The sequence below is a fragment of the Variovorax sp. 278MFTsu5.1 genome (assembly GCF_048305045.1).
In the GTDB taxonomy this organism is placed as follows: Bacteria; Pseudomonadota; Gammaproteobacteria; order Burkholderiales; family Burkholderiaceae_C; genus Variovorax; species Variovorax guangxiensis.
In genome coordinates this window covers 6,163,956-6,176,531 of the sequence record NZ_CP157622.1, presented here as the reverse complement: position 1 = coordinate 6,176,531, position 12,576 = coordinate 6,163,956, and the positions used below count along the sequence as shown (strand labels likewise).

Annotated in this window: 12 protein-coding genes; 7 read left to right on the top strand and 5 right to left on the bottom strand. The window is 69.6% G+C overall.

Going from position 1 to position 12,576, the window contains the following annotated elements; translation table 11 throughout:
* Positions 1–17 precede the first annotated feature (17 nt).
* Entirely contained in the window at positions 18–296 is a 279-nt protein-coding gene (locus ABL844_RS28735; protein WP_184642041.1) for a DUF3567 domain-containing protein, read from the bottom strand.
* Positions 297–443: 147 nt separating this feature from the next.
* Positions 444–1,652, bottom strand: coding sequence for a DUF3108 domain-containing protein (locus tag ABL844_RS28730; RefSeq protein ID WP_418129768.1), 1,209 nt, complete (start codon positions 1,650–1,652; stop codon positions 444–446).
* Positions 1,653–1,792: 140 nt separating this feature from the next.
* On the opposite strand from ABL844_RS28730, the gene ABL844_RS28725 reads away from it, so the two are divergent.
* Entirely contained in the window at positions 1,793–2,890 is a 1,098-nt protein-coding gene (locus tag ABL844_RS28725; RefSeq protein WP_418129767.1) for a fumarylacetoacetate hydrolase family protein, read from the top strand.
* Positions 2,891–2,900: 10 nt separating this feature from the next.
* Here the strand turns inward: ABL844_RS28725 and ABL844_RS28720 are convergent, their stop codons facing one another.
* Positions 2,901–3,683, bottom strand: a complete 783-nt coding sequence (locus ABL844_RS28720) for a LuxR C-terminal-related transcriptional regulator (RefSeq protein WP_418129766.1) — start codon at positions 3,681–3,683, stop codon at positions 2,901–2,903.
* A 98-nt stretch (positions 3,684–3,781) separates the two neighbouring features.
* Between ABL844_RS28720 and ABL844_RS28715 the strand changes: the two genes are divergently transcribed.
* From ABL844_RS28715 to ABL844_RS28705, 3 genes are read left to right on the top strand one after another with little or no spacing between them, the layout of a single operon-like run.
* Positions 3,782–5,533, top strand: a complete 1,752-nt coding sequence (locus ABL844_RS28715) for an FAD-dependent monooxygenase (RefSeq protein WP_418129765.1) — start codon at positions 3,782–3,784, stop codon at positions 5,531–5,533.
* Complete coding sequence (locus ABL844_RS28710; RefSeq protein ID WP_176668361.1) at positions 5,530–5,751, top strand: hypothetical protein; 222 nt, start codon at positions 5,530–5,532, stop codon at positions 5,749–5,751. The genes ABL844_RS28715 and ABL844_RS28710 overlap by 4 nt, the downstream gene beginning before the upstream one ends.
* Positions 5,752–5,797: 46 nt before the next feature.
* A complete protein-coding gene (locus ABL844_RS28705) occupies positions 5,798–6,772 on the top strand; it encodes a Bug family tripartite tricarboxylate transporter substrate binding protein (RefSeq protein ID WP_418129764.1) in 975 nt (324 codons plus the stop codon).
* 116 nt (positions 6,773–6,888) lie between these two features.
* Here ABL844_RS28705 and ABL844_RS28700 read toward each other — a convergent pair whose 3' ends face one another.
* Together ABL844_RS28700 and ABL844_RS28695 are read right to left on the bottom strand one after the other, a co-directional pair.
* Positions 6,889–8,061 carry a toxin-antitoxin system YwqK family antitoxin gene (locus ABL844_RS28700; protein WP_418129763.1) on the bottom strand — a complete coding sequence of 391 codons (1,173 nt, stop codon included), beginning with the start codon at positions 8,059–8,061 and terminating at the stop codon, positions 6,889–6,891.
* Positions 8,062–8,065: 4 nt separating this feature from the next.
* On the bottom strand, positions 8,066–8,479 hold the full coding sequence (locus ABL844_RS28695; RefSeq protein WP_126025831.1) for a VOC family protein: 414 nt from the start codon (positions 8,477–8,479) through the stop codon (positions 8,066–8,068).
* Positions 8,480–8,543: 64 nt separating this feature from the next.
* Between ABL844_RS28695 and ABL844_RS28690 the strand changes: the two genes are divergently transcribed.
* The 3 genes from ABL844_RS28690 to ABL844_RS28680 all read left to right on the top strand — a co-directional run bounded on the left by ABL844_RS28690 (position 8,544) and on the right by ABL844_RS28680 (position 12,547).
* Positions 8,544–9,746: a TraB/GumN family protein gene (locus tag ABL844_RS28690; protein WP_418129762.1), complete on the top strand. Its 1,203-nt coding sequence runs from the start codon at positions 8,544–8,546 to the stop codon at positions 9,744–9,746.
* 11 nt (positions 9,747–9,757) lie between these two features.
* A complete protein-coding gene (locus ABL844_RS28685; RefSeq protein ID WP_418129761.1) occupies positions 9,758–10,129 on the top strand; it encodes a DUF2946 family protein in 372 nt (123 codons plus the stop codon).
* 126 nt (positions 10,130–10,255) lie between these two features.
* Positions 10,256–12,547 carry a TonB-dependent receptor gene (locus tag ABL844_RS28680; RefSeq protein ID WP_418129760.1) on the top strand — a complete coding sequence of 764 codons (2,292 nt, stop codon included), beginning with the start codon at positions 10,256–10,258 and terminating at the stop codon, positions 12,545–12,547.
* Positions 12,548–12,576 lie beyond the last annotated feature (29 nt).

The following is a 12,576-nucleotide window of genomic DNA, read 5'->3' as shown; positions in this document are numbered from 1 at the left end:
AACCGGCCGGATCGGGCTCAGTGCACCAGGACCGGGGTGTGCGCCAGTTCGGCGTAGCCCTCGAGCGTGTCTTCCACCTCTTCCTGCGTGGGGGTGTTGAGCTGCCAGGCGGCGATCTGTTGCTGGAACAGCTCGGCCCAGGAGCCGTCGAGGTACACCTCCTTGCCCGAACGCTTGTCCACGATCTCGAAGCCATGGCGTTCGAGGACCGGCATGTTCGGCTGCGCGGACTCCTCGCCTTCATTGGGCTGCACGTGGACGACGACGAAAGACTCCGAGTCATAAAGCATGTTCATGGCGGGCCCTGTGAGAATGTCGATGGCGTTCATGGGGGTTAGATAGCAATCAACGCGCCAGTTTCAAGATAGGTTGTCTATCTGTAAAACCAACTGGCTAATTGGCCTATCTCTGGCTCCTTTCGCTTCGTTAGCGTGACTTTCTCCTCAATTGGGCGGGCCGGAGGGCAGGGGTTTGCGCAACTGCGCGTCAGCGAAGTCCCCGTTGGCCTCGGTTTGCCTGATCCGCACGGGTAGATACCCGTATTCCGGGGCCAGCCAGAGTTCCAGTTTCCTGTCGAAGGCCTTGCGCGGGTCGCGGGTGAGCTTGCGGGCGATGAATTCGCCGGCGGGCAGGCTGAGCTTTTCTTCCTCGCCGACCACGAAGACCCAGACTTCGGCGTCCCGGGGCCCCACGGTCTGCACCGAGATCCTGGTGCCGGCGGGATAGCGCTGCGGGCTGGCCGCCAGCAGGCCGCCGAGCTGCATCATCACGCTCATGCGGTCCTGCGCGCCCGGCAGCAGCGGCACCGGGGGCGCGTTGTTGCTGAAGACGATCTGGTTCTGGTCGCGCACGAAATGCGAGGCCACTTCGGACTTGCGGCTTTCGGAGTACCGCTCCGGCTCCAGGCCGGAAGGGCCGATGCGCCCGGTGCTGTGCCAGTTGAGCAGGGTGAAGAACACTGCCTTGAGCGTCAGCCGGCCGTCGTAGCGGGTGCCGTCCTGCAGCCAGACCAGCTCGCCGAACACGCCGCGCTGGGGGGAGGCGCCGCTCTGGCCGGTGGCCTCGAAGTCCAGCGTGACCGAGCCCGGTATCTTCATCGCCTGGGTGCCGGCGATGGTGCCCGAGGCCTCGCCGCCGGCCGCCGCCTGGGTGCCGGTTCCGCTGCCGCCGGAAGGCGATGTCGCCCCAGCCGGCGCCCCAGCCGGCGCACCGCCCGCCGCTTCGGGTGGTGCTGCTCCTGAATCGGTAGCGGCCTGGGCTGTCAGGTCGGGCGTTTCGGGTGCCGGTGTCGCGGCTGTCTCGGGTTCGGGCGACGGCTCGGCGGGGGCCGGCTTCGGTGCCGGCTTCGGCCTGGGCACCGAGGCTTCGCGCGGCCGCTTGGGCTTCGGGGGGGGTGCGGGCTTCGCTTCCGCAGGGGCGGCTGCCGGCGCGGGCGCCTCGGCGGCCGGCGGCGCGATCACGATGGTGCGTGTGCTGAACTTGTTCGCCAGCGGCGAGGGCTCCGGCCCGATGGCCATCGGCGCCAGCCCGAGCAGCAGCAGGTGGACCAGCCCCACCAGCAACGTCAGCCCGATCAGCACCCGCCACGACGGACGCCCCGGCAGGCCGGGAGGCAGCGACGGCGAGGAAGAAGGGGCGACGAGCGTCGGCATCGGTAAGTGGAGTGGGGCGCCGGCCCGGAGGTTCACCAAAGACCACCTCGGTAAACTGCCGCCCGTTCAACCAGTTTAAGTGGGAGCGGCGACCGGCCCGTGCCGGCGGCCCGCTCCAGTCCTCACGCACGCACCGCATCATGAAACTCGCCACCCTGAAGGACGGCTCGCGCGACGGCCAGCTCGTTGTCGTATCGCGCGACCTCACGCTCGCCCACTACGCCACCGGCATCGCGAACCGGCTGCAGCAGGTGCTGGACGACTGGGGCTTCATGAGCCCGCAGCTGCAGGACCTGTACGCGAGCCTCAACGCCGGCCGCGCGCGCCACGCCTTTCCCTTCGACCCCTCGATGTGCATGGCCCCGCTGCCGCGCGCCTACCAGTGGGCCGACGGCTCGGCCTACATCAACCACGTGGAACTGGTGCGCAAGGCGCGCAACGCCGAGGTGCCCGAGAGCTTCTACACCGACCCGCTGATGTACCAGGGCGGCAGCGACGATTTCCTCGGCCCGACCGACGACGTGGTCGTGCCCAGCGAGGCCATGGGCATCGACTTCGAGGCCGAGATCGCGGTCATCACCGGCGACGTGCGCATGGGCGCCACGCCCGACCAGGCGCTCGACGGCATCCGCCTCGTGATGCTGGCCAACGACGTGAGCCTGCGCAACCTCATCCCGGCCGAACTCGCCAAGGGCTTCGGCTTCTTCCAGAGCAAGCCCGCCACCGCCTTCAGCCCCGTGGCCGTCACGCTCGACGAACTCGGCGAGGCCTGGCAGCACGGCCGCGTGCACCTTGCGCTGCAAAGCAGCTGGAACGGCCGCAAGGTCGGCATGTGCGACGCCGGCCCGGAAATGACCTTCCACTTCGGCCAGCTCATCGCCCACATCGCCAAGACCCGCAACGTGCGCGCCGGCAGCATCGTCGGCAGCGGCACCGTGAGCAACAAGGGCGTGGAGAAGAAGGACGGCCAGATGGAGTGGCCCAAGGGCTATTCGTGCATCGCCGAGAAGCGCTGCATCGAGACCATCCAGACCGGCCAGCCCTACACCGACTTCATGAAGTTCGGGGACACCATCCGCATCGAGATGAAGGGGCTGGACGGGCGCTCGATCTTCGGCGCGATCGACCAGGAGATCGTGTCCACCGCGGGGCGTCCGAAGGATGCGCCGGTGTCGCTGGTCAAGCCGCAGTCCGGCGACGAACCTCCACAGGCCGAAGCGGAAACCCCGGAAGACTGAAGCGGCCCGCTCAGTGCGGCCCCGCGCCGCGCAGCAGCTCCTTCTGCGACCGTATCCCCAGCCGCCGGAACGCCCGGTACTGGTGGGTGCGCACGGTCGTCAGCTCCACGCCGATCTCGCGTGCCGCCTCCTTGGCGGTGCGGCCGGCCATCAGGTGGCCGATGACCTCGCGCTCGCGCAGGCTCAGGCGCAGCAGCCTTTCAGCCAGGGCGGGCTCCACCGCCTTGCGGGCGCCGACCGCGCTGCGGCTGTGCGCCGCGGTGGCGTCGGCCAGCAGCGTGGCATGGGCCTCGATGAGCGCGAAATCCGCCGCGCCGAACTCCGGCTGCGCGAGGCTGCGATAGAAGCTCACCGCCACCCGCTGCCCCGTGGGCTGAAGCAACAGCACCGACGCGCGTTCGCGGATGCCCACGTCGCCATAGCAGGCGGCGCGGTACACCGGATCGGCCACCTCGTCGGCGCGCTGGTGGCCCATCCACAGCTGCGCGCGCCTGGGCAGCTTGCGTGCGGCGAGCCAGGCCATGTTCGGGTCGAGCAGGTCGAAGCGCTGCGCCACGTAGCGCTCGGAGGTGCGCTCGGCCGTGCTGCCGTAGCTGCTGGCGGCCGACACCAGTTCGATGCGCCCGGCCGCGTCGACCACGAACACGGTGCAGAAGGTCACCGGCATCACGCGCTGCATGGCCTTGAGGTAGCTGGTCGCGAGCAGCGGCGTGCCCACGCCGGAGAGCACGTCGCCGACCACGGCGGCGGCCAGCGCGGCGTCCTCGGAAGGGTGGATGCGCCAGCGTCTCATCGGTGACGAAAGAAGTAGAAGAGGGTGCGCATGCGGGTAAACACTTCGTACGAAGTTATGACATTGCCGCTCGCCGCGCATCGGGACAATCCCGCCGCATGACGAACTCCCCCGCCGCCACTCTGGGCGATGCCGCCAACGGCCCCGTGCCGCCGAAGCCCGGCGCCGATGCCGGATTGCCGCCTTCGGTCGGCGCCTTCCACTACACGCGCTACGAAACCCGCACGCCGGAACTCGGCCCCGACGGCATCGAAGCCGCCAGCCATCCGGTGGTGATCGCGGGCGGCGGACCGGTCGGCATGGCGCTCGCGCTGGGGCTCGCGAACCACGGCGTGCGCAGCGTGATCCTCGAAGCCGACGACACCGTGTGCGTCGGCAGCCGTGCGGCCTGCATCTCGCGCCGCAGCCTGGAGATCATGGAGCGGCTCGGCGTGCTGGGCGCCTTCATGGACAAGGGCCTGCCCTGGACCGGCGGACGCAGCTTCTACAAGACCGCCGAGGTGTTCCGCTTCGAGATGCCGCACGACGAGCGGCAGAAGCTGCCGCCGATGATCAACCTCGAGCAGTACTACGCCGAGCACTACCTGCTGCAGGAGATCCTGCGCCGCAACGAGCGCACGCCGGGGCTCGTCGACATACGCTGGGGCACCGAGCTCACCGGCCTCGCGCAGGACGAGGAGGGTGTGACGCTCGACGTGCGCAATGCCGAAGGCGCGTACCGGCTGCGCGGCCAGTGGCTCGCGGCCTGCGACGGCGGCCAGAGCTTCGTGCGCAAGTCGCTGGGGCTCGCGCTCGAAGGCACGGGTTATGAAGGCCGCTACGTGATCATCGACATCGAGCTCGAGAGCGGCCACCCCACCGAGCGCCGCGCCTGGTTCGACCCGCCCTGGAACCCCGGCTCGACCGTGCTCATGCACCGCCAGCCCGACGACATCTGGCGCATCGACTACCAGCTGCGCCCCGGCCAGAGCACCGAGGAGGCTTTGCAGCCGGCCGCCATCGCCGAGTTCGTGCAGCGCCACCTCGACGCCATCGGCGAAGGCCACCTGCCATGGAAGACGGTGTGGACCTCGGTCTACCGCGCCGGCGCGATGACGCTCGAAAGCTACCGCCACGGCCGCGTCGTCTTCGCGGGCAACGCGGCGCATGCGATGCCGATATTCGGCGTGCGCGGGCTCAACTCCGGCTTCGACGACGCGGACAACCTCGCATGGAAGCTGGCCTTCGTCGCGAAGGGGTTGTCCGAGGCCGAGCTGCTCGATTCGTACTCGCAGGAGCGCATCGAGGCCTTCCACGTCAACGCCGAGAACGCGATGCGCAGCACCGAATTCATGTCGCCGCCCTCGCGCGGCTTCGACCTGCTGCGCGAGGCGGCGCTGTCTTTGTCGGAGGAGCACCGCGGCATCGCGCAGCTCATCAACCCGCGCCAGACGCAGGCGGTGCGCTATGCGGCATCGCCGCTGTCGAGCGAAAGCGACGCGCTGCCCGCCGGCCCGCTGCCGGGCGAGGCGATGCCCGAGCAGCAGCTCGAGCGCGGCCATCTCACCGACTGGATCGCGCCCAGCTTCACGCTGCTGGTGCTGCGGCCCGAGCTGGTCGCGCTGCCTGCCGCCGATGTGGAACGGGCGCGCAAGGGCGCGCTGCCCTTCGTCGTGCGCAGCATCGCGAGCCCGGGCATCGATGGGGCCGACGCGCACGCATCGCCTGCCGTGTTCGAAGCGCTGGGCGCAAGGGACGGCGCCGTCTACCTGCTGCGCCCCGACGGCCACGTGGCCGCCCGCTGGCATCGCCTGCCGGCCGGCGCCCTGCAACCCGCACTGGCCCGCGCGGCCCGGGAGATTTCCGCATGACCACCACCACCGCACCGCAGCTCCAACCCGACGCCCGCGACCGCCTCTATGCCGAGTGCGCCCGCGCCATCACCGAAGCCGGCGCCGAGCGCGAATCGCTGTTCCTCGCGCGGCTCGCGCTGCTGCTGTTCGAGCAGGTCGGCGACGAGGCACGCTGCCGCGCCGCACTGGCCGACGCGCTGCGGGCTCTGCCCGTACCATCGCTGTCCGCTTCCTGATTTCCGGAACGACATACATACAACCAGCAGATTGGAGACTGATTCCATGGATCGCCGCACCCTTCTCGCCACGCTCGCCTCCGGCGCCGCAATGGCCGCATCGCCCTTCGCCCGCGCGCAGGAGTACCCCGCACAGCTCATCAAGTGGGTCGTGCCCTATCCGGCGGGCGGCGGCACCGACGTGATCGCGCGCGTGCTGGCCGAGGCCATGCGCCAGACGCTGGGCCAGCAGATCGTGGTGGACAACCGCCCCGGCGCCTCGACCAACATCGGCGCCGACATCGTCGCCAAGAGCAAGCCCGACGGCTACACGATCCTGTCGGCCGACAACGCGGTGCTGGCCTTCAACGAGCACCTGTTCAGCAAGCTGCCCTTCAACCCCGAGAAAGACTTCACCTACATCGGCGCCATCGGCAAGTTCCCGCTGGCGCTCGTCGTGCACCCCGACTTCCCGGCGAAGAACTTCAAGGAGTTCCTCGCGTACGTGAAGGCCAACCCTGGCAAGGTCAACTACGCCTCGCCCGGCAACGGCTCGCCGCACCACCTGGCCATGGAGATGTTCAAGGTGCGCACCGGCACCTTCATCACCCACATCCCGTACCGCGGCGCCGCGCCGGCCATGGCCGACGTGATGGGCGGCCAGGTGCCCTGCATGTTCCTCGACCTGGCCTCGGGCCTGCCGATCATGCAGACCAACAAGGTGCGCGTGCTGGCCATCGGCTCGGGCGCGCGCAGCAAGCCGCTGCCCAACGTGCCCACGCTGGCCGAGGTGGGCGTGCCGAACACCGAGGTGTTCGCGTTCCAGGGCATCCTGGGCCCGGCCAACCTGCCGGCGGCGGTGGTCAGCAAGCTCAACGGCGACCTGAACAAGGCCTTCGGCACGCCGGCCGTGCAGAAGCGCTTCGACGACTTCGGCATGGAAGCGATGCCGGGCACGCCGGCACAGTTCGCGGCGCTGTCGCGCGCGGAATCGAAGCGCTGGGGCCCGATCATCAAGCAGGCAGGAATCAAGCTGGACTGAGCTCGCCAGGAGCAGCTCTTTTCGCGGGACACCGCGGAACCGGCTTCGCCGGGCCGCAGGTGTTGCCCCCGGTAGGGGGTTGGCGCAGCGCACGAAGTGCGCGGAGCCTGGGGGCGTTACCTTGTATATGCCTTGCGCGAGCCGTCCTCGAAGACTTCGTCGTCGCGCTGCAGTTCGCCGTTCTCGTCCCACACGCGCTCGCGCGTGACGCGGCCCTTGGCGTCGAAGCTCGACTCGGCCAGCAGCGTTCCCTTCTCGCTGAAGCGCTGGTGGGTGCCGACCGGGATCTGCCGGTTGCGGCCCTGGATCTCGTAGCGGCCCTGCGCGGCGCGCTGGCCGCTGTCGTAGAACTCGGTGACTTCGACGGTGCGCGTGTCGCCGCTGCTGCTGTAGGCCGACTTGCTGCGCGGCTGGCCGTTGAGGTAGTAGCTGTCGTCGACGATCGGTTCGCCCGCGCTGTTCCAGCGCTGGTCGCGCACCAGCGTTCCCTTTTCGGAGAAGGCCTGCTCGCGCACGCGGATGCTCGTGCGCTCCACCAGCAGGAAGGCGGTCTCGCGGCGCTTGACGCCTTCCGATGAAAAGCTCTGCTCGACGCGCTGGTTGCCCACCGTCTCGTCGAGCGACGAGGTCTTGCCGTTGTCGTAGAAGCTCTGCGCGCGCACCCGCTTGCCCGACACGTACGCGAGGCGCGAGCGCAGGATGCCGCGCGCGTCGAACAGGTCGACCTGCGAGGGGCCGGTGCCCGAGAAGCCGCAGAGCTTCGCGTCGTCGACCACCGGCGCCAGCGTGGGCGCGTCGGCGCAGCGCAGGGCCGAGAGCTGGCCGTGCTCGGTGAACTCGACCGAGGCGCGCTCGTTGCCTCCGCCGGTGTCGGAGGTCGGATAGAAGATCGCGCGGCGCAGCTTGCCGTCGGGGTAGAAGCTGCGCACCAGGCCGCGCTCCTGGCCATCGTCGTAGGTGGCGTCGCGCAGTACGCGGCCGGTGGGCGAGAACTCGCGGGCGCGGCCCTGCAGGTTGCCCTTGGCGTTGACGCTTTGCTCCCTGGCGAGCTTGCCCTTCTCGTAGATGCGCACCAGGCCCATCGACACGCCGTTCTGTATCTGTTCCTCGCGCTGCAGCTCGCCGCTCGCGCGGTCCTTGCAGCGCAGCAGGCCGGTCTTGCCGGCGGTGCTGCTGCCGTTGTCGGGGTTCACGGGGCGGCCGTTGAGCTCGCAGTCGAGCTGGGCGTGCGCGAGGGTGGCGCACAGCAGCGCCAGGGGCGCGATGACGGCGGCCGGGCGCGGGATCATTTGCTTACTTGTCGTAGAGGGAGTCCAGGGAACGGAAGCCCTTCACCTCGATCGGATTGCCGAACGGGTCGTGGAAGAACATCGTCCACTGCTCGCCGGGCTGTCCCTCGAAGCGCACCTGCGGCTTCAGCACGAACTCGGTGCCGGCGGCCTCCAGCCGCTGCGCCATCGCCTGCCAGTCGGGCAGCGCGAGCGCGAGGCCGAAGTGCGGCATGGGCACCATCACGTCGCCGACGCGGCCGGTACGGGCGGTGGCGAAGGGTTCGCCCAGATGAAGGGAAATCTGGTGGCCGAAGAAGTCGAAGTCGACCCAGGTGTCGGTGCTTCGGCCTTCGGCGCAACCGAGTACGCCGCCATAGAAGCGGCGGGCGCCGTCGAGGTCGCGGACATTGAAGGCAAGGTGGAAGATGCTTTGCATGGTTTCGGATTATGGGCAGCGGTGCTGTGAGAATGCCGGACTTTCTTTCATCGTGGAGCAAGCATTGCGGATACTCCGGATCCTCGCCGCGCCCCTGTGCGGCATCGCTTTCCTCTTCACCTTCGGGGCGGCCCAGGCCGCCTGCCCGCCTTCCGCCATCGCCAGCCTCGAGAAGCCCGGCGTTGCCATGCGCAACGGCGTCGACCGCGGCGTGCTCTGGCGCATCGAGCGCGACGGGCGCACCTCGTGGCTGTACGGAACCATCCACATCGGCCGTGGCGACTGGGTGCGGCCCGGCCCCACCATCCAGAAGGCGCTGACGCAGAGCGACACCGTCGCCCTCGAACTCGACATGCGCGACGAAGCCACCGCGCGCGCCATGGCCCGTCCGGCCGACCCCGAGCTGCTGGCCCGCATGCTCAGCGGCGAGCGCGCCCGCCGGCTGGAGCGCCAGAACAGCGAAGCCTGCGTGCCGCCGGGCTCGCTGTCGAAGCTGCAGCCGATCCTGCAGGTCACGGCGCTGGCCGGGCTGGTGGGGCGTGCCGATGGCCTTTATCCTGAATTCGGCGTGGACGAGACGCTGGCCGTCGCCGCGCGCAACGGCAACAAGCCCATCGTCGCTCTCGAGAATGCGCAAGACCAGCTCAAGGTGCTGACCGGCAATTCCGAAGCCGAGGAGGCCGAGCAGGTCGACGCGGCCCTCGACGAACTCGAGTCGGGCAAGCTGCGGGGCCAGATCAAGGAGCTGGCCGACGTCTGGGCCCGCAGCGATGCCGCCCGGCTGGCCCGCTACTCCGAGTGGTGCGACTGCCTCAACACGCCCGCCGAGCAGCGGCTGCTCAAGCGCCTGCTCGACGACCGCAATCCGAACCTCGCCGACGGCATCGAACGCCTGCACGCCAGCGGCAAGGGCGTGTTCGCCGCGGTCGGTGCGCTGCACATGATCGGCCCGCAGGGCCTGCCGACGCTGATGGCGGCGCGCGGCTTCACCGTGACGCCGGTGCTGACCAACGCGCAGGAGCAGACCGCGCAGCCGATGCCCGCGCTCGCGGCGCCGTCGCCGGCGCCCAGGGCCGCGCGCGGCGGCAAGGCGGTCAAGGGCCAGCGCGCAAAGGCGGCGCCCGCGGCTGCCGCAAGAGGCGGAAAGTCGGCCAAGGCGGCGCCCGCCGCGCCCAGGGGCGGGGCCCGCGCGCCGGCCAAGGCAGCCGGCAAGGCCGCGCCTTCCAAGGCCCCGGCCCCTGCCGCCAAGGGCAAAGTGCGCAGATAATCGCGGCCGCCATGCACGCGCTGCACCGATCCACCCGCTCCATCGCCCTCGCCGGGCGTTTGCTGCTGCTGTGGTTCGTGATGTCGCTGGGCGTGGCGGTGGCGTCGCCGCTGGTGAACCCGCAGGCCATGGAGCTGGTTTGCTCCGCCGCGGGCTCCATCAAGGTGGTGGTCCACACCGAGGACGGCGTGAAGGAAATGGGCGCCTCGCACATGGACTGCCCGCTGTGCGTGCTGACCGGCGCACCGCCGCCGGCCATGGCCGCCCCGGTTTTCGATCTTCCCCTTCCGCTGGGCCGCGTGGTCCAGCCCATTCCCGCCGCGCGCCTTGCCGCGGCCACCGCGGCGCCGCTGCCGGCGCGCGGGCCCCCGACCTTCTCCTGACGCTCTCAAAACCGTAGCCGTGCACGCGCGACCGAAGCGCGTGCGCGGCTTGTCCGGCCTGTCCGGTTCGAAGCTTCGTGGAGAAGGTTCCTCTTGAAAAAGCATTCCCGCGCCCTGGCGATCGCCATGGCATTTCCCCTCGGTGCGCCCGCGCTGGCGCAGCAACTGCAGCCGGCCGAGGCGTCTGAAGGCGGCCCCGGCGGCCGCTCGCTCAACACCATCACCGTGACCGGCGGCCGGCCGACTTCGCTGCCCGCGCAGATCCCCACCACCATCGAGGGCGTGACGCACGAGCAGATCGTCGAGACCGTCAACGCCACCGACAGCGAGGACGCGCTGAAGTACCTGCCGAGCCTGGTCGTGCGCAAGCGCTACATCGGCGACTTCAACCACGCGGTGCTCGCCACGCGCGCCTCGGGCACCGGCAACAGCGCGCGCTCGATGGTGTACGCCGACGGCATCATGCTGTCGAACCCGCTGGGCAACGGCGCCACCTATGCGCCGCGCTGGGGCATGGTGTCGCCTGAGGAGATCGAGCGCGTCGACGTGCTCTACGGGCCGTTCTCGGCGGCCTACCCCGGCAACTCGGTGGGTGCGGTGGTCGACTACGTCACGCGCATGCCCACCAAGTTCGAGGCACACGTCAAGCTCAGCGGCTTCGTCTCCAACTTCGACCTCTACAACAGCCATTCCTCGCCGGCCGGCCAGCAGCTCGACCTGTCGCTGGGCAGCCGCAGCGGCGACTGGTCGTGGTGGCTCAGCGCCTCGCGCACGCACAGCAAGGGGCAGGCGCTGGTGTTCGGCAACCGGCTTGTGAGCGCCGGCACCGTGGGCAACGCGGGCACGCCGGTGACCGGCGCGGTGGGCGGCCTGAACCCGTCGAACCAGCCCTGGTGGCTGGTCGGCGGCTCCACCATCTACGACACCACGCAGGAGCAGGCCAAGCTCAAGCTGGCCTACGACTTCTCGCCCACCGTGCGCGCCACCTACACGCTCGGCGCATGGAACAACACCACCCACGGCGGCGTCGACACCTGGCTGCGTGACGCCTTCGGTCGGCCGGTGTACGGCGGGCGGGTGAACATCGGCGGGCGCAGCTACAACCTCGATTCCCCCAGTGCCGCGCTAGCGCCCACCGAGACCGCGCTCACGCACTACATGCACGGGCTTTCGGTCAAGAGCCACACCGGCGGCGTGTTTGACTGGGAGGTGGCGGCCAGCCTCTACGACTACTCGCGCGACACCTCCCGCACGCCCACCACGCCGCTGCCGGGCGCCTTCGGCGGTGGCCCGGGCCGCACCACCGACATGGGCGGTACTGGCTGGAACACCTTCAAGGCGGCCGGCACCTGGCGGCCCACCGGCTCGGCCGAGGGCGTGGGCACGCATGTGGTCGACTTCGGCTTCCAGCAGGACACGGCGCGGCTTCGCACCAGCGTCGGCAACACGCTCGACTGGATCGGCGGCTCGCCCGTCTCGCCGTTCTCGGCCTTCAATGGCAACACCCGGCTGCAGTCGCTCTACGTGCAGGACACCTGGCGCTTCGCGAAGGACTGGAAGACCACGCTCGGCCTGCGCCACGAGCGCTGGGAGGCCTACGGCGGCCAGCTCGGCAACGCCAGCACGCTGTTGAACTTTGCGCCGCGCAAGAACAGCTACGGCTCGCCCAAGGCGGCCATCGCCTGGCAGGCCACCTCCGACTGGCTGCTCAAGGCCTCGACCGGCCGCGCGGTGCGCATGCCCACAGTGAGCGAGCTCTACCAGGGCTCCATCGACGGCAACCGCATCGTCAACACCAACCCGAACCTGCGTCCCGAGCGCTCGTGGACCACCGAACTCACGGCAGAGCGCGACCTCAAGGGCTGGGGGCTCGACGGCGTGCTGCGCACCACGCTCTTTTTCGAGAACACCAGGGACGCGCTCTATACGCAGGCGCTCACCAACCTCGTGAGCACCGTGCAGAACGTCGACGCCATCCGCACCCGCGGGCTGGAGGTGGCGCTGAACGCGGTCGACGTCGGCGTGCGCGGGCTGGACCTGAGCGGCAGCCTCACGCTGACCCGCTCGAAGATCGCCGCCAACAACGGCTTCGCGGCCAGCGTCGGCCACGACCAGCCGCGCGTGCCGAGGGTGCGCGCCACGCTGCTGGCCACCTACCGGCCCGACGACCGCTGGAGCTACACCGTGGGCGCGCGCTACAACGGCAGGCAGTACGGCACCCTGGACAACAGCGACCCCAACGGCTTCGCGTACATGGGCTTCTCGAAGTTCTTCGTGGTCGATGCGCGCATACGCTACCGGATCGACCGGCAGTGGAGCGCTTCCTTCGGCATCGACAACCTGAACAACAACAAGTACTGGGCCTTCCACCCGTATCCGCAGCGCACCTACGTGGCCGAACTCAAGTTCGACCTTTGATCGATGACTCCCCGTTCCAACCGCAAGGA

Coding starts and splice junctions, on each gene's coding strand:
- ABL844_RS28735 (WP_184642041.1), bottom strand. CDS start 296: ATGAACATGCTTTATGACTCGGAGTCTTTCGTCGTCGTCCACGTGCAG.
- ABL844_RS28730 (WP_418129768.1), bottom strand. CDS start 1,652: ATGCCGACGCTCGTCGCCCCTTCTTCCTCGCCGTCGCTGCCTCCCGGC.
- ABL844_RS28725 (WP_418129767.1), top strand. CDS start 1,793: ATGAAACTCGCCACCCTGAAGGACGGCTCGCGCGACGGCCAGCTCGTT.
- ABL844_RS28720 (WP_418129766.1), bottom strand. CDS start 3,683: ATGAGACGCTGGCGCATCCACCCTTCCGAGGACGCCGCGCTGGCCGCC.
- ABL844_RS28715 (WP_418129765.1), top strand. CDS start 3,782: ATGACGAACTCCCCCGCCGCCACTCTGGGCGATGCCGCCAACGGCCCC.
- ABL844_RS28710 (WP_176668361.1), top strand. CDS start 5,530: ATGACCACCACCACCGCACCGCAGCTCCAACCCGACGCCCGCGACCGC.
- ABL844_RS28705 (WP_418129764.1), top strand. CDS start 5,798: ATGGATCGCCGCACCCTTCTCGCCACGCTCGCCTCCGGCGCCGCAATG.
- ABL844_RS28700 (WP_418129763.1), bottom strand. CDS start 8,061: ATGATCCCGCGCCCGGCCGCCGTCATCGCGCCCCTGGCGCTGCTGTGC.
- ABL844_RS28695 (WP_126025831.1), bottom strand. CDS start 8,479: ATGCAAAGCATCTTCCACCTTGCCTTCAATGTCCGCGACCTCGACGGC.
- ABL844_RS28685 (WP_418129761.1), top strand. CDS start 9,758: ATGCACGCGCTGCACCGATCCACCCGCTCCATCGCCCTCGCCGGGCGT.
- ABL844_RS28680 (WP_418129760.1), top strand. CDS start 10,256: ATGGCATTTCCCCTCGGTGCGCCCGCGCTGGCGCAGCAACTGCAGCCG.